The 21,117-nt window shown below is 48.7% G+C and carries 16 protein-coding genes; all 16 read left to right on the plus strand.

All coding sequences use genetic code 11. The features are described from left to right. The first annotated feature begins 504 nt into the window (after positions 1-504). The 16 genes from H6750_12315 (at position 505) to H6750_12390 (ending at position 21,107) form a co-directional block, all read left to right on the plus strand. Positions 505-1,245 carry a DUF3365 domain-containing protein gene (locus H6750_12315; protein ID MCB9775088.1) on the plus strand — a complete coding sequence of 247 codons (741 nt, stop codon included), beginning with the start codon at positions 505-507 and terminating at the stop codon, positions 1,243-1,245. A 230-nt stretch (positions 1,246-1,475) separates the two neighbouring features. After that, positions 1,476-2,240, plus strand: coding sequence for a chlorite dismutase family protein (locus tag H6750_12320; GenBank protein MCB9775089.1), 765 nt, complete (start codon positions 1,476-1,478; stop codon positions 2,238-2,240). A 707-nt stretch (positions 2,241-2,947) separates the two neighbouring features. Beyond that, on the plus strand, positions 2,948-3,787 hold the full coding sequence (locus tag H6750_12325) for a protein-glutamate O-methyltransferase (protein MCB9775090.1): 840 nt from the start codon (positions 2,948-2,950) through the stop codon (positions 3,785-3,787). Positions 3,788-3,886: 99 nt separating this feature from the next. After that, a complete protein-coding gene (locus H6750_12330) occupies positions 3,887-4,495 on the plus strand; it encodes a chemoreceptor glutamine deamidase CheD (protein ID MCB9775091.1) in 609 nt (202 codons plus the stop codon). A 121-nt stretch (positions 4,496-4,616) separates the two neighbouring features. After that, positions 4,617-5,684: a chemotaxis response regulator protein-glutamate methylesterase gene (locus H6750_12335; GenBank protein ID MCB9775092.1), complete on the plus strand. Its 1,068-nt coding sequence runs from the start codon at positions 4,617-4,619 to the stop codon at positions 5,682-5,684. Positions 5,685-6,023: 339 nt separating this feature from the next. Continuing rightward, positions 6,024-6,854: a protein-glutamate O-methyltransferase CheR gene (locus H6750_12340; GenBank protein MCB9775093.1), complete on the plus strand. Its 831-nt coding sequence runs from the start codon at positions 6,024-6,026 to the stop codon at positions 6,852-6,854. Positions 6,855-7,232: 378 nt separating this feature from the next. After that, entirely contained in the window at positions 7,233-7,580 is a 348-nt protein-coding gene (locus tag H6750_12345) for an STAS domain-containing protein (GenBank protein ID MCB9775094.1), read from the plus strand. 302 nt (positions 7,581-7,882) lie between these two features. Beyond that, complete coding sequence (locus H6750_12350) at positions 7,883-9,151, plus strand: DUF3391 domain-containing protein (protein ID MCB9775095.1); 1,269 nt, start codon at positions 7,883-7,885, stop codon at positions 9,149-9,151. Between the two features lie 48 nt (positions 9,152-9,199). Beyond that, positions 9,200-12,205, plus strand: a complete 3,006-nt coding sequence (locus tag H6750_12355) for a response regulator (protein MCB9775096.1) — start codon at positions 9,200-9,202, stop codon at positions 12,203-12,205. A gap of 102 nt (positions 12,206-12,307) precedes the next feature. Beyond that, positions 12,308-12,535, plus strand: coding sequence for a helix-turn-helix domain-containing protein (locus H6750_12360; protein ID MCB9775097.1), 228 nt, complete (start codon positions 12,308-12,310; stop codon positions 12,533-12,535). Positions 12,536-13,059: 524 nt separating this feature from the next. Further along, positions 13,060-13,446 (plus strand): chemotaxis response regulator CheY, encoded by a 387-nt coding sequence (locus tag H6750_12365; GenBank protein MCB9775098.1) that lies wholly within the window; start codon positions 13,060-13,062, stop codon positions 13,444-13,446. Between the two features lie 45 nt (positions 13,447-13,491). Then, on the plus strand, positions 13,492-14,133 hold the full coding sequence (locus H6750_12370) for a protein phosphatase CheZ (GenBank protein ID MCB9775099.1): 642 nt from the start codon (positions 13,492-13,494) through the stop codon (positions 14,131-14,133). An 82-nt stretch (positions 14,134-14,215) separates the two neighbouring features. Beyond that, entirely contained in the window at positions 14,216-16,120 is a 1,905-nt protein-coding gene (locus tag H6750_12375; GenBank protein ID MCB9775100.1) for a chemotaxis protein CheA, read from the plus strand. 124 nt (positions 16,121-16,244) lie between these two features. Then, positions 16,245-17,201: a chemotaxis protein CheV gene (locus tag H6750_12380; protein MCB9775101.1), complete on the plus strand. Its 957-nt coding sequence runs from the start codon at positions 16,245-16,247 to the stop codon at positions 17,199-17,201. Between the two features lie 83 nt (positions 17,202-17,284). Beyond that, positions 17,285-19,390 (plus strand): methyl-accepting chemotaxis protein, encoded by a 2,106-nt coding sequence (locus H6750_12385; GenBank protein MCB9775102.1) that lies wholly within the window; start codon positions 17,285-17,287, stop codon positions 19,388-19,390. Positions 19,391-19,430: 40 nt separating this feature from the next. Beyond that, on the plus strand, positions 19,431-21,107 hold the full coding sequence (locus H6750_12390) for a methyl-accepting chemotaxis protein (protein ID MCB9775103.1): 1,677 nt from the start codon (positions 19,431-19,433) through the stop codon (positions 21,105-21,107). Positions 21,108-21,117 lie beyond the last annotated feature (10 nt).

The raw sequence follows: 21,117 nt of genomic DNA on the forward strand, positions 1-21,117 counted from the left end.
TCCCCCTTGATCTAAAATATAATCTGTCAGGCAGTTTCCCTTTAGTTGAACGAGAGACTGCGCCCATTAAGTTCCATACCCGGCCAGAGGATCGAACGGAAGTCTTCGCATTGGGGATATATTTCGAGCCAATATTCTGGATTTCTTTCCAACCAGCTATACCATTGAGGTCAGCGAGAGGCAGGAAAGTTCAGGCGATCATCAAAATCCTGCAGCCACTCGGTATATAAGAATTTGAACGACCCGGCCGGAATGCCATTGGGCGGAAACTTATACACCCGGTGCAGGCAAAATCCCTACCTCTTGCGAAAGCGAAACCAATCAGACCGTCCCAATCTTGCCTCCATACAAGACAAGGAGTATCCGTTCCCGCTAATCAAAGGAAGGAGGTGATGCAGGGAATTCTTATTGGCAAGAGGGGGGGAATCGTCATATACTCTCGTTCTATTCGTTTTCTTTTGTTCTCGTGTGTCGCTTGTCTCACTTTCAAAACAAGGAGGTTCTATGAGCCGAAAGAAATTTCTCTCTGCAGTTTTTTTCCTGATTGCTCTCCTCGCGCCTGTCATAGTATTTGCAGGGGCCGATGTGGTTGAAACAGGCCGCCTCCTGGCTATTCTGCTTGACGCCGGGCGTGGGGCAGTCGCGGCCAACCAGCCCCTGATCAATGATGCGAGCAAGGGAGACAAGGGGTTCACGCCTGATGTGTTTGCCCAGCAACTCGCGGAGAAATTTAAGGCCCGAGCCAGCGTGGATTTGGGTAATCTGAAAGGGAGCGGCGTTCCCGAGATGGCGCAAAAGCTGCTGCTGGAACTCGTTGAAGCCGCAAAAAAGACGGTCGCCAACAACCAGGATAAAATCAATAAGCCCGGTGTCGCGTATAAGGGCTTTACACCGGCCCATTTCGGGACGCAGACCGCTACTTTGTTCAGCGAAAAAAGCGGTATTTACATGAAACAAACGACAACAGATGCGTTACTCCGAAATCCGAAGAATAAGGCAGATGACTTTGAGTCCGGGATGATGAAAAAATTCGGCGATTCCGCTTATCCACGCCAGGGGGACAAGATCGCGAGCGAGACAACCGACGGAGCCGTGCGTGTGATGTTGCCCTTGTTCTATGGGAAAGGTTGCATGGGTTGCCACGGTGGTCCCAAAGGTGAAATGGATGTTTCCGGCTACAAAAAAGAAGGGGCCAAGGAAGGCGACCTTGGAGGGGCAGTCAGCGTGAAGCTTCCCGCCAAATAAGCAAATCCTATTATTAAATCCTAAGTGCCCGGGAGGAACTAATTTAAGATTTTTTGTGGGCTTCCGGAAGTCTGAGTGCTTCCGGAAGCAAGTGGGAACACCTTCGAATTTATGAGAGCCAAAAATCTTTCTTAGGTGGGGATTCTGAAGGATTGTCAGCAAATCCCTTACCCCAAAGAACCCATGACTCTCCATAAATAAATAAGGAAAATAAATAAGGAGAAAAATGTATGCGCGCCTTAGCATCCCTGTTGTTCATTGCGGTTTTGACTGTTGTGTCCTTTGGCTTGACATGGGCGGCCGATGCCCCTATTTTTGGCACCTTTGCCCTGTTTGAGGTGGATAAAGATTGGGGAAATTTGTCGGTGGAAGAAAGGCAAAAAGGAGGGGAGGAGGCGAAAGCCCTGTTGGAATCAATCAAAAATCAGGTCACCGTGGATGGCTATTGGACCTATGGGTTGACAACGGAATCTCATTTTATGCTTCGGCTGCATTCCGCCGACCTCAAAGCCAATCAGCAATTAATGACTCAACTCCGGAGTACTCGCCTCGGCCGACATTTGAATTTGGAATACACCGTCAGTGGAGTGACCAAAAGTTTAAATTATGCGCCGGATTTTCCGGAATTGTTGGAAAAGTTGAAAGCAGCGAAATACAAAGGAGATCCGTCGACATATGCAATTATGATCCCGGTTCGGAAAAATGCCGAATGGTGGAATCTGCCTAAAGAAGAACGTGTGGCGCTGATGAAAGAGCATACCATTCCCACTGTGGCCTATTTAGAAACAGTCAAACGGAAATTGTACCATTCCACCGGGATTTCAGACGTGGATTTTTTAACATATTTTGAAACAAATAGTTTGATTGAATTCAATGATCTGGTCATTGCGTTGCGGATGGTTCGGGAGGATAGCTTCAATGTTCAGCTCGGAGAGCCGACGATCATTGGCACACTGAAAAACTGGAATGAGATTGTGGATCTCCTTATGAAATAGATGGGTCCCAGTTCGATCAGATGGATTCATGGTTTTGAATAATCATTTTGGGGATTATATTGCCTGAAGGTGACAATTGTGCCGATTGCCATAACAAACACCCCAAAACTACCAAAAAAGATTGGAAGAAGGGTGATTTTATGGGAGCCATTGTTGTCAGACTGAAATAATTTCGTTTTACGACCAATCGTCTTGAGAAAGGGCGGGGAGGGTATCACAACCTTCCTCGCCTTTTTTTATTCCCACCCCTGGGCTTCCCTTTTTTTTAAAAAAATTCCCTCCGGTCCTTAAATTCGATCATAGGTGTGCCGATAACTTGAAATGGAAAAGGAAAAAGAATTGAGGCTGAAGGGTGAGTGGTAAAGCGAATAGTCCATCGTTTCACGCCTCACGAAGAAATCTGTTTCTTGCATCCATTCCGGATTTTTTCACTTCATTGAGCCCCTGGAACGGAAATCTTCCAGCGGAAATATGGCTATCGAAAATATTTTATGGGAGTGGGTTTTTGTCGGAATGACCACGGCCTATGGTCTTTCCCTTTGACGTCCTATGTAGTCTATGGGTTGTGGTTTCTATTGGTTCCAGGAAGGGTGAGTAGCAAGGCGTAAAGGGGATGTGCGGTGTTTTTTTCACGACTCCTTCCTGTTCACTCCTCACTATCAATCCCTTTACTTTTTGTTTTGGATCAATTGACGATAAAGGACAATATGATGACGGCAACGTTGACTGATAATGAATTTGAACAGTTTAAACACTTAATTTATCAGCAGGTCGGTATTACGCTCGATGCCCCAAAAAAAACGCTCTTAGTTTCTCGTTTGGGGAAACGGCTTCGGGATCTTCACCTTTCCTCGTATCAGGCGTATTACGACTGTGTGAGCGGGAAAGGCGGGGAAGAAGAGTTGATGAAGTTGTTGGATCTTGTGTCAACGAATAAAACTGATTTTTATCGGGAGCCTGTGCATTTTGATTTTCTCCGCGACCAGGTTCTTTCAGAGGTGCAATCGGCCAAGACCTTGAGAATTTGGTCTTCCGCGTCCTCTTCCGGGGAAGAACCCTATACGATTGCCATGACCCTGTCTGATGGCATTGCCGATATTAATCGATGGGACATCAAAATTCTCGCCTCCGATATTTCTACGCGGGTATTGGCAAAGGCTTCCTCGGGTATCTATGAGGAAGAGCGGGTGAGTCAACTTCCCATTGATTTGGTGAAACGACATTTTCTCCGTGGGAAAGGCCCGCAAGCGGGAAAGCTGCAGGTGCGCCCTCAGATCGCGCGTCTTGTGGCCTTTCGACGGATAAATTTGATGGACCCGACCTTTCCTATACGGAGTCAATTGGATGTAATCTTTTGTCGGAATGTTATGATTTATTTTGATCGTCCCACGCAAGCCAAACTCATGGAGAAGTTTTTCCGATATCTCCGCCCTGGTGGATATTTGTTTATCGGACATTCAGAAAGTTTGCAGTGGATCGACCATCAATTTACATATCTGCGCCCGACCATTTATCAAAAACCGATCAGCGTGAAAAGTGAGGCGTAGGGGAGAGGGCAAAGGGGAGAGTGGTTAGGCGTGGAGGATCGGAAGCACTCATCACTTTTCTCATGCTCCTGACTGTTCACTCCTTACTTTAAGGAAATTATGTCATCTACAGGATTGATGGAATTTGGGCATATTCGGCGAATGCAGGATACCCGCTTCCCCTACGAAGTGGCCGTCATTCTCCCAGGTGAATATTTTGTAAGCCGGGAGCCCAAAGTCGTCTATACGGTATTAGGTTCCTGTATCTCAGTGTGTCTGCGAGATCCAGAAGCCGGCGTGGGAGGGATGAATCATTTCATGTTAGCAGCTCCTTCCAATATTGAAGGACACGATAATTGGGCAGATTCGGGACGATACGGGAGCTTTGCCATGGAAATGCTGATGAACGATATTTTCAAGCGCGGCGGAAAAAAAGACCGCCTCGAAGCGAAAGTCTTTGGCGGGGGAAAGATTTATGATGGCACCATCGATATTGGGGCCCAAAATGCCGCTTGGGCTCTCGCCTTTTTGGAACAGGAGGGTCTGTCGCCTATTAAAGCCGATGTCGGAGATGTCTGTCCTCGGAAGGTGTACTATTTCACCGATTCGGGAAAAGTGCTCATGAAAAAACTCGACCGTGTCGTGGCGAGTGCGATTGCGCAGGAGGAGGGGCAGTATCGGAAGAAACTTCAACATGCTCCTGTGCAGTCGGACGTCACACTTTTTTGAGGAAACACGAGAGGCGTAAGGTGTAAGGCGTGAGGAGAGAGGACTGTCGCGAGAGAAAACCATGTTGTTTTTTGCTGCTGACGCCTCACTGTTTACTCTTTACGGAATTAGGGGGATCAATATGAATGGTAAAAAAATACGCGTGTTGATTGTAGATGACTCGGCATTGATTCGAAATGTTATGACGGAGATTTTATCGCAAGATCCTGAGATCGAGGTGGTCGGAACCGCTCCTGACCCCTATGTCGCCAGGGATAAAATGAAGGCCCTTAACCCTGATGTGCTGACCCTGGATGTGGAAATGCCAAAAATGGATGGACTCACCTTTTTGCAGAAAATCATGGCCGCACGGCCGATGCCTGTGGTGATGGTGAGTTCGTTGACTGAACAAGGCGCGGCGACGACGTTACAGGCTTTGGAAGCCGGTGCCGTGGATTTTGTGACGAAGCCCACGGTGGATGTTCAGCATGGGCTGTCGGACTTAGCTCATCAAATTATCAGCAAAGTGAAGATCGCGGCCCAGGCCAGCGTGAAAAGACGAACTCCACCGGCTGACTGTACTGAACGGATTAAAGCACTGGCTGCCCAATCCGCGATGATTAAAACTACTGATACGATTATCGCTATCGGGGCGTCCACTGGTGGGACCGAAGCGCTTCGGGAATTATTGGAAGTGCTGCCACCGAATACCCCACCCATCATTATGACGCAGCATATGCCGGAACAATTTACCAAATCGTTTGCCAATCGGCTGAATGAACTGTGTCAGATTCACGTGAAAGAAGCTCGGGAAGGTGACAGCGTCATGCCCGGACAGGCCTTGTTGGCGCCGGGTAATTATCATATGGAACTTCGCCGGAGCGGTGCCCGCTATTATGTCTCACTGAATCAAGAGCCGCAGGTCAACCGATTTCGTCCCTCCGTGGACGTCATGTTTCGATCGGTCGCCCGGTATGCCGGGGGGAATAGTCTCGGAGTAATCCTGACTGGAATGGGGAATGACGGTGCTGCCGGCATGTTAGAAATGAAGCAAGCCGGAGCCTTTAACCTTGCCCAGGATGAAGCGTCCTGTGTCGTGTTTGGGATGCCCAAAGAAGCCATTAAGGCTGGAGGAGTCGACAAAATTCTTCCGTTACACGACATTCCTGCAGCCATGCTGGCTCATTTGAAGATGCTGGCTCCGCGTTAAGAGGAGCCTTCCGGATAGGGAAGGTCCCGAGATATAAACACAGTGGCCTTTTTCCGGTCCTAATGATTCTCCTGATATCATGAGGCTGAACTCCTGTCTTTGTCCCATTCGCCATGGGGAGATCATTGAGGTTTGTCTCTATAATTTGGGGGCCTTCATCTTTTTCCCTTTTTTTTGCTTTGTTGAATTTCCATACGGGGACATGCTGCCTCTGTGTGGACTTTTTCCCGCTGGTCTGGAAGATGGGAATTTGGATGTCTGGGCATTAATCGAAGAGCGTACTTTGAACGGTGCCCAATCATTTGTTTCCTTATTAGCTTTATTTCCAGTAGAACCATAGTGGCCCCAGAAATAACCTTTGAAGATGTTGCATATATCCGGAATCTGGTCCGGGTGCAGGCAGGAATGGTTTTAGAGCAGGAGAAAACCTATTTAGTGCAATCCCGCCTTGAGCCGTTTGCCAAACAGGAAGGTTTTGGATCAATGGCTGATCTGGTTTCTTCCCTCCGACAGACTTCCTATGGCCCATTACACAAACGGGTCGTGGAGGCCATGACCGTCAACGAGACAAGTTTTTTTCGGGACCTCCTTCCATTTCAAGCACTAAAAGACCGGCTCCTGCCGGAAGTGATTCAAACAAATAGAGATACCAAGCGTGTGCATATTTGGTGCGGAGCCAGTTCCAGCGGACAGGAGCCCTATTCAATTTTTTTGACCATTTTGCAGCATTTTCCGGAACTGACGTCCTGGCATATTCGTTTGATTGCCACTGACATTTCGCAGGAAATGGTCAGACGTGGTCAGGAAGGGCGATATGGACCATTCGAAGTCAATCGGGGCCTTTCTCCGCTTATGCTGAAAACCTATTTTTCACAGGAAGGGATGGAATGGCAGATTCGTGATGATGTGCGGGACAGAATCGAGTTTTATGAAATGAACCTGATCGGTTTGTGGTTGGTTCTTCCGCCAATGGATCTGGTATTCATGCGGAATGTCATGATGTATTTCGATATGGAAACCCGGAAGGACATTCTTCGCCGTATTCGAGGAATTCTCGCCCCTCATGGGTATTTGATTCTCGGAGCCACGGAAACAACGTTGGCTGTGGATGATCATTTTGAGCGTGTTCCGGTGAACGGCACGACAGTATACCGAATTAAGAAGGATTAATGGAGAGTGTGATTTTTTATGGTCTGATCGGGGCATCTTGCGCCATTTGATGGGCGTAACCTTTCAATGGGTTTCATTGTTTTTCCTCGAAAGAGTCGCGAATGCATTCGACTGTCTCAGCGGGAGCGGATTTCTTAGTCGTGCCCGATTTGCTCTGTGTGGTTCTGGAAAAAATTGTCATGGGGTAGAGAAGACTATGCCGACATGAAGCCAAGCAGGCGTCAATTGCATTTTCCTTTTTGGTTATGAAAAAAACAAACCGACCCTAATGCGATTAGGCAGGAGTATTTAATTCTTTGCGAATCCTCTCCGATAAGGGAAATTGGATGATCACATGATCGTCAAAGAGGTTTCTTGGCATACACCATGGAGGAGTATATGAATGTTACGCAAGAAAAGCGTGAAAATGTCGTGGTCGTGCATTTGGCGGGACGGTTTGACTTTGGCGCAAGAAAAACCTTCAAAGACAGTTTAGGAGAGGCGATGAAAGAAGAGTTGCCGATTGTCTTGGATTTTGGAGAGGTATCGTTTGTGGATAGTTCCGCTTTGGGCATTTTAGTGATTGCCCATCAAACTCTTAAAAGTAAAAAAATCCCCTTTAGTCTCGTGAATCCTCAACCGTATGTTCGCCAGGTTTTGGATTTAGCCAATGTGGCCAAAATGATCCCTATTTATCAGACAATTGGTGAGGTCCCTCAAATGGCGGTTGTATCATCAGAGGTATAATCGGTAATCCTTTTTTGCCCGTTTTAGCTCCCTCGGCAATTGAACTGTGATATGGAGTGTGAAAAGGAAGGGGGGAGCGTGCGGGATAAGCGCAGGCCGTGAAACCCATGACAACGGTTATTCAGCACTCCTGCCGGTGGATAGCGGGAATCTATCCGGAAAAAGCGAGGATGGATTTTTGATATACAATGTCGGGAATGCCGGCGTCTGCCGGAAGGGGTAGGGGTGAGGCGGGTAGGTCGGCTGAGCTTCCATGCTTCAAGCTTTCAGGGAAGAGCTTCTCTTGCGGAGCGCCGTGATCTATGACGACTCGAAAGCGTCTTGCCTGTTCACAGATATGTGCAGGCATGTATTTGGTGCGAATTCTCGATTCATGGTGGAAGTCGCCGTTTTTTCATCACCGCCGACTGCTTTCCTCCCACGATGTGCAGCAATTGCTCCAATCGGGCATTCGTGAAGTCGAAATTGATACTGCCAAGGGGCTTGATGTTCCGACCGATACAGAAACCTTTTCCCTCCAGAACACCCTTGAGTGTCATTCGGAGGCAAAGACGCTTTTCGATCAGGATGAAACATCCGGGTATAAGTCCTCCCCATGCTTTCCGGAGAAAGAGGATGGACTGGAAGATGACCATCAAAAACGGCTAATACGGTTGCGCGAAGATACGATTGCGGCATTGGAAGACATGTTTGAAGGCGTCAAAACCGGTCAGGCCATTCCTCACCTCGCCATGGAGGAGACCGCCAAGGCCTTTGTGGAAAAAGCCTTAGCCCACCCTGCCGTCCTTGCCGAGATCATGCTTATTGAGCATCTTGAACAGTTTGATCCCACCCTCTACTCGCATGTTGTTGATACAGCCTTGTTGTCGATTCTCGTCGGCCTCCAACTCAAATGGGAGGTGAAGCAACTTGAAGAGATCGCCGTCGCTGCCTTGTTACATGATGTCGGGTATATGCGGCTTCCTCTCAACCTGGTTCAGTCACGATGGGGGAGCATTGGGATTGATTATTCGTTGTTACAGCAACATGTCGATATGGGAATGGTGCTGATCAATAAACATTCGGAATTTTCGCAGGACATCGTTCAGATGGTGCAGGAGCATCATGCCTATCTGGATGGCTCAGGGTATTCCACCATTTTAGGTGGAAAACCGGTCTCCGACTCTGGAATTTTATTAGGACTCACCGATTATGTTGATGAGTTGCTCGCTGTGGGGAATGCCGGTGGATCATTTCCGGTGGCCTTAGGGATACGGCGAGTCTACCAAGAAGCACAAAAAGGAAAGTTCCCGACGCGGTTTGTCGAAGCCATGATTCGTGTATTGGGAGTGTATCCGGTGGGCACGGTTGTGCAACTTTCCACGGGTGAGGATGCCGTGGTGGTGAAGCAGAATCCTGAGATGAGCGTGAGGCCACATGTGAAAATTTTCAGAACATCCACCGGCGAAATTCTCAAGAACCCCGAGGTAAGAAATTTAGGGACACATTCAGAATTAAAGTATGAAGTGAGAATTACGAAAGTGCTAGATTCTGTAGATCCTTCTATTAACCTTCGCGAAATTTTCTCCTAGCTCATGTGGTGTAATCCTCTCTTGTTCCAGGCCCTTTGGGATGGTTTGATGGTGGGAGTGTGTCTGGTTGATCGAGAGGGCCAACTCACCCGTATGAATTTAGCCGGCTCCCGGCTGTTAGGGTGGGGAGCCGCTTGTCCCACCAATATTTCCTGTCATGATCTTTTGGAATGTCTGGTTCCCTGTGATGAAGACGGCACGAGCGTCTGCCCGTTTTCAGGCCTACTCCGTGAGAAGACGATGGTTTGGGTTCCGCGGACTCGTTTGCGAAGGCGGCAGGGGACATGGTGTTGGGTGGAATTGAAGGCCCTTGTCGTGGATGACGGGGAGGCCTCAGGATTCCTGTTGATGTTTCGAGATCTCAGTTCAGAAATGAAATTGACGGAAGAAACCCGCCGATTAGCGTCCATTCCAAAGGAAAATCCATTCCCCGTGATTGAAGTGGACTCGGCGGGGCAACTGCTGTATGCCAATCCCGCTATGGTTCGCCTGATGGAGGCAGCCCATATCGGTCAGGACGGTTTTTCCACGGCTTTGCCGGACCGGTTTTTAGAGTTGGCTAAGCGTTGTTTGTCACAAAAACATCTAGAGATGCATTACGAAGTGAGCGTTGGCGAGAGACAATATTCATGGACGTTCGCTCCCCATGCCGATTTGGGATTACTCCGTGGGTATGGCATGGATATCACAGAACCAAAGCGAGCGGCAGAGGAATTGTCCGCCTTTGCGGATACCTTAGAAGCGAAAAATCATGAACTGGATCAGGCGTTAATGAAAGCTGAATCTGCCACTCGAGCCAAGGCAGCATTTTTGGCTGTGATGAGTCATGAAATTCGCACTCCCTTAAACGGCGTGATTGGTATGGCGGAGGTCTTGCTCGCTTCTCCCCTCAATCACGAGCAACAGGAATGTGTCAACATAATCCGTATGTCCGGAGAGGGGTTGCTGACCATCATTAATGACATTTTAGACTTTTCAAAGCTTGAGTCTGGTCAATTAGCTCTGGAAAATATTGGATTCAATTTGACCTCCTTATTTGAAGAGGTTGTTGATTTATTTTCCGAGCGGGCTCATCGAAAGGGTCTGGATTTGGCTGCCTATGTCGACCCGGATGTACCTTCCCAGCTGGTTGGCGATCCTCATCGTTTGAAACAAATTCTTTGTAATTATCTTTCAAATGCCCTGAAATTTACAATGGAGGGATCAGTCCTGCTGCGTGGTTCGCTGATTCTTGGATCGAGTTTCGAGTGTGATAATTCCCAGGGTGGGCTAAATCATCTTTCCTGTGATCCCGACCCCGAAACTCGGTTGTGGATTCACTTGTCGGTCCAAGACACCGGCCTTGGTATGTCAGAAGAGGTTCAGGAAAAAATTTTTCACGTGTTCACCCAGGCGGACAGCTCCATGAGTCGAAAATTCGGGGGGTCCGGTTTAGGGTTGGCGATTTGCAAGCAATTAGCTGAGCTAATGCACGGGACCGTCGGGGTGAAGAGTCAACCCAATGAGGGATCGACATTTTGGTGCGACATTCCCTGTCGGGCGTCACAGACAGCCCATTCCCCAGCCATGGAGAGTCTATCGGTTGCAAACAAGGAGGTGTGGGTGATCGGTCCCCAGGAATCATCAGGGTGGGTGATGGCGCAACTTCTTCATGAAGTGGCTGTCAAGGTGGTTCAGATCGACAGCATCCAACAGGCGATTACCTTGTACGACAGTGTCCACGAATCAGCCTGTTCCGTTGCTGGAGTCATTCTGAGTGATCGTCTGGAAAAAGGGGCTGTTCTGGAATGGTTTGAACGAATGCGATCCTCTTCCCTGTTTCCAAAGATTAAAGTTTGGGGTATGAAGCCATTTTGGTATCGGAAGGATGATGAAAAAAACTCTTTGCGATTTGATGGGATGATTACGCTTCCCTTGCACCGTAAGCAATTTTTTCACTGCCTATTCGGTCAACCGGACCATCCCGGAGGGTCAGGTTTCCCAAGAGAAGCTGAGCCACATCAGGTTGAGATAGTGCAGAGAAGAAATGAAAATTTCGAACAGCCCCTTCTCAATAACCCGGTCGGACCTTCGGTGCTGGTTGTAGAGGATAATCCCGTGAATCAACGTGTCGCAGAGGGGATGTTAGGAAAATTAGGATGTCATGTGACCATCGTGGACACAGGAGCCCAAGCTTTAACTGTGATGAGTGAGTCAGTTGTGGACTGTATTGTGATGGACTGGGAGCTTCCCGACATGGATGGATTGGCCATTACGCGGCGGATTCGGGAATTGGAACATGCCGGCGAATTTGTTCATTCAGCTGCGTATTGGCATCGCCATCATGGTTCGGCCTCTCCTCCGGTTCCTCATGTTCCCATTGTGGGAATGACTGCTCATGTGCTTTTTGATCATGGGCAACAATGCCTGGAGAACGGCATGGATGATTGTCTTTTTAAGCCGGTTCATTTGCGAGATTTTGAACGGATACTCCGGCGATGGGTGGGGTTTGCGCCTAATGGCTTAGATTCGTTCTTATCCAAGCCACATGATCCTGCCGATCGAACAGAGACTGATTTGGCAGATAACAGAGAGACGGAAACCGGTCATCAGGAGGGAATTAATTCCCAATATTCTATCGACAGAGAATGGTATGACTACTTTGCCGCGTTGCAGGCCCTGGAGGGGGATGAAGGATTGCTGTTTTCCCTGTTTCACATTTTCAATGATACAGCCCCTGACCTGATTAGCCGGATGCATCAGGCCATTCACCGGCAGGATCGTCAAGAGCTGCAAAGGCTTGCTCATCAATTGAAAGGTGCGTTGAGCGCGGTGCACGCCATGCATGAAGAGAAGGAAGCGGAACAACTTGAACTTGCGTCGGTTACGGCAGGATTTTCGCATCTGGATTCCATCGTGATCGCATTAGACAGGATGGTCAAACAGTTGGTCTGTGAATTTGAAGGTCTGATTGCTCTTCAAGGAGAAAAGGATGGGCGGTCTTTTGACCCCATTACTTTCGCTGAGGGAGGCATACAGAATGACCGTCGCAAAAAGGCTGAGGGAAGTTGGTGAGGAGAACACAATTTCCTACTATCGGGGAAGAAGTCTCAAGTTTCCACATGATCAGTCCGATACCACAAACATTACAGTCCAAACTCTAATGAGGGTGCCACAATGAAAGATTTGCTGACCTTAAGTGAAGTGTCGACGTTTTTGAAAGTCCCAAAATCGACTATCTACAAGCTCGCAAGAGAACGTCGACTCCCAGGGCATAAAGTTGGAAAACACTGGCGTTTCGTTCGTGAAGAAATTGAAGCCTGGGTTCAAAATGCCGGAGGAGATTCGGTAATGGTTGGGTCCGGGTCTCAACAGGGGGTTCGGGACCGGTTTAGCTTGAACTAACTTCCCGCTGGAGGCCTTTGACTCTCGCGTGAGGGAAAAGGCCGAGAGCCACAAGATTGACCTGCTCATACTCTGAGGGCAAGATGCCCCGGAATGAGCAAGGCCCAAAAAATTTAATAGGCAATGAACACTTCCCATTCATCCAAAAATTAGATCTTCCCTCTGCTCACGCATGCTCTTTCTCTCCCTTTCCATTATTTTCGTCTGATTGTACTTGTTCCTATGTCGTCAGTGGTATCGGGTCTATCCTGAATCCCCAAACCTTGGGTAAAAAAGGTTTGGTCAAAACCTATTTGGGAGTGGGCGTACATTCATTTTCATAAAGAACATGGGCCGACAGGTGAAATATTCCATGGACGACTAAAGATCGCAGAGAAGTTAACCGAATTTCGAATATGCCAGGTTATGATCATCACAATTTTCACGTGTACCGTTAAAGGAAAACTTTCATTGGAGAGAAAACCCGAAATGGCCTGGGGTTCGATGCCCCAAGGCGTAAGGAGCGCATCATGATTGATACCGGGATGAAAGTGTTGGTGGTAGACGATATGTCTACCATGCGTCGAATTGTTAAAAATGTGTTACGTCAAATCGGTTTTTCGGACATTATGGAAGCTGAAAACGGGCAGGACGCTTTGACACAATTGAGGGCCGGCGGCTTTGGGTTGGTGGTGTCAGATTGGAATATGCCTGTGATGCAGGGCATTGAACTTTTGCGCGCGGTTCGTGCCGATCCGGAATTGAAAACGCTCCCGTTTTTGATGGTTACCGCTGAAGCGCAAAAAGAAAATTTAATCGAGGCAGTCCAGGCCGGGGTCAGCAACTATGTCGTCAAGCCGTTTACCGCAGAAGTATTACAAGGAAAATTGGAAAAAATATTTGCCAATGTTCAGCCCGCAAAAACGTCATAATGGGGAAGGACATCCTCCGCATATAACGACATAAAGGAGAATCGTATGCTCGTGGATCGGATGATTGAGGCTGATGTGCCAGGCGATGAAGAGATATCCGAGGAGGGCTTGGATGAGAAGCGTTCGATTAAAACTGAAATGGAGGAGTTGGCCAAGTATGTTGAAGTGATTACCAAAACAATTCGGGAAATGGAATCTCCGGTGACTTCCACCTCGGATCAACTGCCTCAAGCCACATCCCATTTACATGATCTTGCCAAGATGACGGAAGACGGAACCCACAAGGTTCTTGGCCTGACAGAAGAACTGGAACGGAACCGAGAGGTGATTCAACATCATGTGGAACAATTACGGGCGAATGTGGCGGGGAGAGCGGTGAAGGATCTTGATGCCATTTTAGCGCTGGTGAAGGCCGATGAGGGACGCTTGTTAAATATTCATGTGGCGTTATCTTTCCAGGATCTTGTGGCCCAACGCGTGGCAAAGCTGGTGACGATTTTAAATGAAATCCAACATAAATTGTTAAAATTGGTGGTCATTTTTGGAATTCAGCAAAAAAAGGGCGGAGCCGGTTCATCGAGTGAGGGACGGGGGTATGAAATGCTGCGTCAGTTGGAATCATCCAAAACAACCGCTCTGGAACAGGATCTGGTGGATAGCATCATGTCTGAGTATGGGATGTCCTAAGGCCTATACACAAATCCTGGCCGCGAGGTCTCAAAGGGCACGATGGGTTGAATCAAGACTAGGGGCTGAGAACAGGTGATCGATGAATGACGAAATGAAAGAAATACTCAATGACTTTTTGGCGGAAAGCTCTGAGATGTTGGAGGCCCTTGACCAACATTTCGTAAAGTTGGAAGCGGAGCCCTCCAACACCGAACTGCTTAATGAGATTTTCCGGTGTATGCACAGTATGAAAGGTTCCGCCGGATTTTTGGGGTTTACCCATTTGGTAGAAGTGGCACACCAAGCTGAGAGTTTGTTGAATAAACTGCGACAGGGTGAGATGAAGGTTTCTCCGTTCATTATCGATATCATTTTGGAAGCAGTGGATGCCGTAAAAATGCTCCAATCCGATATTCGGGAGACCGGAGGAGATTCTCATGTGGAGACCCAGGGCATTGTGAATAAATTGGCGTTAACGATGGATAGCGCCGACGATCTGATGCTATCTATTCCACCTCCCCAAAATGCAGGCATAAGCACGACCTCTTACGCTCCTTATTCACCCCAGGCAGAGATGATGCCGTCTTCAATGAATAAGCCACCGGATACCTCTTCTTTGGCTTCCCCTTGTGAGGCCTCGATTTTTGAAGGACCGGTAAGGATTGAAGGAGTTGCGGAATCTGCGGACATTTCTGACGGCCCGGTTGGATTGTCCGATGTGTTACATAAAATGAAAGAAGCGACAACCCGCACTGTTCAAGCTGCTAGTGCCGCGGGTTCCAAACTGGCAAGTGGGAAGGAAGAAGACCAGACCGTTCGCGTTGAAACCAAACGCTTAGATCATGTTATGAATCTGGTGGGGGAATTGGTGTTGAATCGCAATCGTCTTATGAAGCTGGGCAATGGCCTGGAAGAACATGATGAGATCAATCCTGCTCTCCGGGAATTAAATATGACGCTGGCGCAACTCAATCTGGTGACCTCGGATTTGCAATTGGCGGTGATGAAAACACGGATGGTTCCCATTCGCAAGGTATTTTCACGTTTCCCACGATTGGTCCGGGATTTGGCCGGTAAGTTAGGTAAACAAGTCCGATTGGAATTAGTGGGGGAAGATACCGAAGTCGATAAGTCTGTGGCCGACGAATTAAGTGATCCGTTGGTCCATCTGGTCAGAAATTCTATGGACCATGGTTTGGAAACGGCAGATGACCGGAAGCAACACGGAAAAAGCCCTGAAGGTTATGTGCGATTGTCGGCCCAGCAGGAAGGTAACAGTATTGTGATTCGTGTTGAAGACAATGGGCGGGGGTTACAAGTTGAGAAAATTGCTGAAAAAGCCATCGAGAAAGGGCTGGTGGCTCCATCCGAATTGGAAACCATGAGTCCCCGGGAAATTATGAATTTAATTTTTCTTCCAGGATTTAGTACGGCGGACCAGGTGAGTGATGTGTCGGGACGTGGCGTGGGCATGGACGTGGTTCGAACCAATATTAGCCGGATGAATGGAAGTTTGGAATTAGATTCCGATCCGGGTCAAGGGAGTCGCGTGACGATCAAGCTTCCGTTGACCGTGGCCATCATTCAAGCCCTCATGGTTGAGGTGGAATGTGCCACATTTGCTATTCCGCTGGCATCTGTGGTTGAGGCCGTCAAAGTCACCAAAGATGAAATTAAAAGTATTAATCGACAGGCGGTGTTGAACCTCCGTGAACGCATTCTTCCGCTCCTGGATCTTGGCGAAACGTTTCACATTCCAAGGGACCGGACTAATGAGGAGTGCTATGTGGTAGTGGTGAAGATCGGGGAACAACAGTTTGGAGTTGTGGTGAACCGATTGCGGGCGCAAGAGGAGGTTGTGATTAAGTCCTTGGGAGAATTTTTGGCAAACGTGAAATGCGTGGCGGGAGCCACTATTACCGGAGATGGCAAAGTCGTGTTGATTTTGGACATGGCCGATTTAGTGAGGGAAGTGCAAGCGGCCACGTATACCGGTATGCGCTAATCCGTCACGCGTGAGTCGGGTCTGACTGCGCAGGGAATATTTGTGGACGGAACGGCAGCCACACAAGGATGAAAGCCGGACGAATAGTACCTCCTGTGGTGAGTGGAAGACTGAGGAGATCGTAATGGCAAAATGGATGGCAGAAATTGATCAACGGACCGGACTAGCCGGTGCCAATAAGATGGAACTTTTAATGTTTCATTTTGGGACCAATGAGACCTATGGAATCAATGTGTTTAAGATTCGCGAAGTCATGAAGCTCCCACCTGTCGTGAAAATTCCCGATGCCGATCCTCGAATTCTCGGTCTGGTGAACCTCCGTGGAGAAAACATTGCTTTAGTGGACTTGAAGCAGGCGATTGGACTTGGACCGTTGGATCCTGTTGGCGCGAAGTTGATCATTGCCGAGTATAACGATAACAAACAAGGATTTTTGGTCGCGGGTGTTGATCGGATCATTCGTATGTCGTGGGAACGCATTCAAATACCTCCACCGATGGTCCAGTCGAGCCGGCAAGGGGCGGTCACGGCAATTACCAAATTGGAAGATGGTCGTATGGTGTTAATTTTGGATGTGGAAAAGGTCTTAGCCGAACTGCATCCACGGAGTGAGGAAGAGGTTTTCGTTGGCATTGAACTGCACGAGGAATTAGCCGGGAAACGTGTCCTGGTTGCCGATGACTCGCTTGTGGCCAGAAAGCAAATTACGAAAACGTTGGAACGATTGGGTATGAAATACGAAGAAACACAAACGGGAAGAGAGGCGCTTACCCGGTTGCGACAGTATGCGGAGTTGAGTGACAAAATGGAACGAACCATTTTTGATTTTGTGGTGGGTGTGATTACCGACATCGAAATGCCGGAAATGGATGGGTTTTCCCTAACGAAGGCTATCCGTGAAGATCCCCGATTGCAAGGCCTTCCGATCCTGATGCATTCCTCCTTGTCCGGTCAGTGCAATGTGGATAAAGGCAAGGCTTTGGGTGTGACAGATTATGTGACCAAATTCCATCCTACGGACCTTCGGGACAAATTAGTTGAACATCTCGGAAAGTCTCAGGGAATCGGGGTGCGGTCATAAAGGGAAATCGTATCGTCGGAGGAGATAAAAAGACTTTTCTGCCATATAACGAGACCCAAGAAACGATGTATAAGAGGATACCAATGATGAAGTCGACGTGGAATGTAGGCATTACGACCAAATTAGTCTGGATTCTCGTGTTTTTTTCGTTGATTCCTCTGAGTGTTCAGGTTTATTCATTGTTTCAGACTGCAGAGGTTTTGAAACAGGAGGTTGGAGTCCGATATCAAGAGCTGGCAGAAGTGATTGTGGAAAAAATTCACCTCTATCTTGCTGAGCGCGGTGTGGATGCTCAAATTCTGGGTCGGAATACGATGTCTGTTATTCCGGAGCAATCGGGACATACTTTAAGGCCCTCCTACGAATTAGTGCAGGTCTTGAATACCTATGTTCAGACAACCGGGATGTATTCTCTGGTTCAATTGGTGGATCTGGATGGGAATCTGATCGCTGTGAATGATCATGATTCAGAAGGCTTGCCTCTTGAGACGGAGGAGCTGTATGGAAAAAATTATCAATCAACTCCGTGGTTTCAGGCCCTCCAACAGGCCGGACAGAGGCCCCGCCCTACAGAGGCTTCTTCAAGAAGCAATGTAAACCAAGAGGTCTTTGTGGAAAGCGCCATGCTAGATGGAAATGTGCAGGCACTCTTTCCCCGAGAGAGTGGTTTGACGATTGGGTTCTCGGTCCCTCTCTATTCTCAGGGCCGAGTGGTGGGGTATGGGAGCCTTCGTATGAAGTTTTCAAAGATTGAAGCCTTTTTTCAAGAGGCCTACCAGGATTTAAAAAAAGCCGGGTTTCCCCATGCGGAGCTTATCCTACAGGATGACCAGGGTATGACCCTGCTGGAATATGCCCCGGCTGTCTATGGGACGGAAGACGCGACTCATGATTTCGACAATGTGGTGTTTAAGACCAATCTGGCTCAGTTGGGACTTGATGCCGCACAATCGGCTGTTCAGGGTCAATCCGGAAACGCCAGGAATTTTCATCCCGGAAAGCAGACGAATCAAGTCATTGGTTTTAGTCCGATGTCTGGGGGAGCCCGATCTTTGGGACTGCATTGGTCTGTGTTGGTGCAGGTTCCCGAGGATGAAGCGTTCAGTCATGTCCGGAGTCTGACGAACAAAACCCTGTTGGAGATGCTGGCGGGTCTTCTTGTGGTAGTTCCCATTGGGATGCTTATGGGAAGAAAAGTCGTGAGCCGATTGAAACCTGTGTGGGAAGTGGCGGCGAAAGCCTCGAAGGGGGATTTGACTCACCGGGTTCCCGTGAAGACTCAAGACGAACTCGGACAAATGGGTTTGGCTCTAAATAACTTGTTGGATGAGTTAAGTCGGATGCTCTTGCAAACCCGGAATGTCGCCCACTCCCTGTCTCAAGCGTCGGTCCAGTTGTCATCGGTTGGCCATCAGGTCGTTCAAGCCAGCCAATCGCAAGTTCATCAAGCCACTCAGGTGGCTGCGGCGGTGGAGGAAATGTCTGCCACTGCCGATGATATGGCCCGTCATACGGAGGCCCTGGCTTCAACGGCCACAGGAGTCAATGATTCAGCTGTCCGGGGAGGAGATGTTGTGGTCTCTTCTATTCATGGGATGGAATCGGTTTCAAGCCGGATACAGGAATCCGCCGGACGCATTCAGAAATTAGGACAACGCTCCAAAGATATCGGGGACATAATTGGAGTCATCGAAGATATTGCGGAACAAACGAATTTGTTGGCGCTCAATGCGGCCATTGAAGCTGCCAGAGCAGGAGACCAGGGACGAGGGTTTGCTGTGGTCGCAGATGAGGTTCGGAAACTCGCCGAGCGAACAGGGAAGGCAACAAAGGAAATTGCGACCGTCATTGAATCGGTACAGGCAGGGACGCACGAAGCGGTTCGATCGATGGAGACAGGAACAGAGGAGGCGCATTCCGGAATGGCGCTGGCCCGAGAAGCCGGAAATCGATTGACGGAAATTGTGCAAGGGGTTCAGCGGGTAGTTGATATGATTCAACATTTTGCCGAATCCACGAAGCAACAATCTGCGGTCTCAGGACAAATCTCTTCGAGTATTCAACAGGTGGCGCAACTCAGCCAGGATAATGAAAGCCACATTCAGGGCGTGGCGATCGCCACCAAGCAGTTTGCGGCATTGGCGGAGGATCTTCAAACATCTCTTAGTCGCTTTACGTTAAAAAGGTAATGCCAGCATTTTATTGATGTGGTCCCCGTGAAAGAAGTGTATGTACCGTTTACGCATCGGTCCTAAATTCGTAATCATGCTGGGGATGCTAGCCGTCGGATTGATTGTCTGTAGCCTAGGGGTGATTTACCAACAAGAGGTTGGCCGGCTGCAGATGATTTTGGAAGAACACGGAAAGCGTGTTCAAGCACAATTTGACGCCACGAGAGCCTATATTGCCAAAAATTATGTGGGAAAATTAAAACAATCGTCCATGGGCTCCAATCTGCATGTGTCTCGGGATCATGAGCAATATCCCGATGCCATTCCTTTTCCCGCCACAGCCATTCAGGAAATCGGCCAGGCCTTGGGGGAGGAGGGGGTGTATCAGGCACGACTCGTCAGCGATCAGCCGATAAATCCCGCCAATGCACCGAAAGATATCTTTGAACAAAAGGCTCTCGAGCGAATTAAAGATGGAGCGCAAAGTGTCAGTGAAATTGTGACGATCAACGGCGTCCCCACCTTTCGACGGGCGAGCGCAGATGTGGCTACCGTCGAAGCTTGCATAAGTTGTCATGGTGGGAAGAAATTGGGAGAAGTGCTTGGCGTGTTGTCCCTTTCCATTCCCATAACGCAGGCCAAAGAGGCGATGGTCAATTCCGTGCTCCATTCAGGGATGTGGATGATCGGGATTATCACAATTTTCCTGAGTGCGGTGTACTGGCTGGTGTCTCGGCTTGTTCTGCAACCTCTTCATGCCTTAATGGGCATCTCCTGTGACGTTGCACAGGGTGAAGATGATCTGACGAAACGAGTGTCAGTTGGAAAGGGATCTGATGAAATTGGGGAACTTAGTCACAACCTCAATTCGTTTGTTGAAAAGATGCGATTGGCGGTGTCGTCTGTCAAACATGCGACCAACCGTCTTGTGGGTTCCATCGTATACCTTTCTACGACGGCGCATGAAATGGTTCATGCTGCTGAAGGGCAAAATGCCCGCGTAATACAGTCGGTTTCCACAGTGGAGAAAGTGACAAGAACGGCGGGAGAAGTCGCGAAAATTTCCATAGAAGCGGCACGGATTGCTCAGGAAACAGCCAACGCCGCGCGAGACGGCCAGGAAGAGATGACCCAAAACGTGATGGGCATGCAACAGATTTCTCAATCGGTGGTGCAAATCGCTAATATTGTTACTACACTCGGCCGGTCTTCGGACCAAATTGGAGAAATCGTTAACGTGATTGAGGATATTGCGGATCAGACCAATTTATTGGCACTTAATGCGGCCATTGAGGCTGCACGGGCAGGTGAACAAGGGCGAGGGTTCGCTGTGGTTGCCGATGAAGTGCGGAAATTAGCAGAACGGACAACCAAGGCAACTAAAGAAATTGGAGATATGATCCGGCAGATTCAGAAAGATACACGAAGTGCTGTTTCGTCCATGGAGGAAGGTACAAGCCAGGTGGGCCATGGGGTGGCGTTAGCCAATAAAACCGGAGAGGCCTTAGCCAACATTCATTCTCTGATCAATGCTACGGTGGGGAAAATTCAACAAATTGCCAATGCTACAGAAGAGCAATCCACGGCTACGCGACAAATTGCCAGCGATTTAGAATTTATGACCCACACCACCCGTCAGACTACCAGTGGAGCCTTTCAGTCGGCCAAAGCCTGTCATGATTTGCGAGTGTTAGCCGGGGATTTTCAGAAGTTGGTCGGAACAATGAAAGTGTAAGCGTAACTCA

It is taken from the genome of Nitrospiraceae bacterium, assembly GCA_020632595.1.
Taxonomy (GTDB): domain Bacteria; phylum Nitrospirota; class Nitrospiria; order Nitrospirales; family UBA8639; genus Nitrospira_E.

Excerpts from the sequence above, each read along its gene's own strand:
- H6750_12315 (MCB9775088.1), top strand. The coding sequence starts at position 505 with ATGAGCCGAAAGAAATTTCTCTCTGCAGTTTTTTTCCTGATTGCTCTC.
- H6750_12320 (MCB9775089.1), top strand. The coding sequence starts at position 1,476 with ATGCGCGCCTTAGCATCCCTGTTGTTCATTGCGGTTTTGACTGTTGTG.
- H6750_12325 (MCB9775090.1), top strand. The coding sequence starts at position 2,948 with ATGATGACGGCAACGTTGACTGATAATGAATTTGAACAGTTTAAACAC.
- H6750_12330 (MCB9775091.1), top strand. The coding sequence starts at position 3,887 with ATGTCATCTACAGGATTGATGGAATTTGGGCATATTCGGCGAATGCAG.
- H6750_12335 (MCB9775092.1), top strand. The coding sequence starts at position 4,617 with ATGAATGGTAAAAAAATACGCGTGTTGATTGTAGATGACTCGGCATTG.
- H6750_12345 (MCB9775094.1), top strand. The coding sequence starts at position 7,233 with ATGAATGTTACGCAAGAAAAGCGTGAAAATGTCGTGGTCGTGCATTTG.
- H6750_12350 (MCB9775095.1), top strand. The coding sequence starts at position 7,883 with ATGACGACTCGAAAGCGTCTTGCCTGTTCACAGATATGTGCAGGCATG.
- H6750_12355 (MCB9775096.1), top strand. The coding sequence starts at position 9,200 with ATGGTGGGAGTGTGTCTGGTTGATCGAGAGGGCCAACTCACCCGTATG.
- H6750_12360 (MCB9775097.1), top strand. The coding sequence starts at position 12,308 with ATGAAAGATTTGCTGACCTTAAGTGAAGTGTCGACGTTTTTGAAAGTC.
- H6750_12365 (MCB9775098.1), top strand. The coding sequence starts at position 13,060 with ATGAAAGTGTTGGTGGTAGACGATATGTCTACCATGCGTCGAATTGTT.
- H6750_12370 (MCB9775099.1), top strand. The coding sequence starts at position 13,492 with ATGCTCGTGGATCGGATGATTGAGGCTGATGTGCCAGGCGATGAAGAG.
- H6750_12375 (MCB9775100.1), top strand. The coding sequence starts at position 14,216 with ATGAATGACGAAATGAAAGAAATACTCAATGACTTTTTGGCGGAAAGC.
- H6750_12380 (MCB9775101.1), top strand. The coding sequence starts at position 16,245 with ATGGCAAAATGGATGGCAGAAATTGATCAACGGACCGGACTAGCCGGT.
- H6750_12385 (MCB9775102.1), top strand. The coding sequence starts at position 17,285 with ATGATGAAGTCGACGTGGAATGTAGGCATTACGACCAAATTAGTCTGG.
- H6750_12390 (MCB9775103.1), top strand. The coding sequence starts at position 19,431 with ATGTACCGTTTACGCATCGGTCCTAAATTCGTAATCATGCTGGGGATG.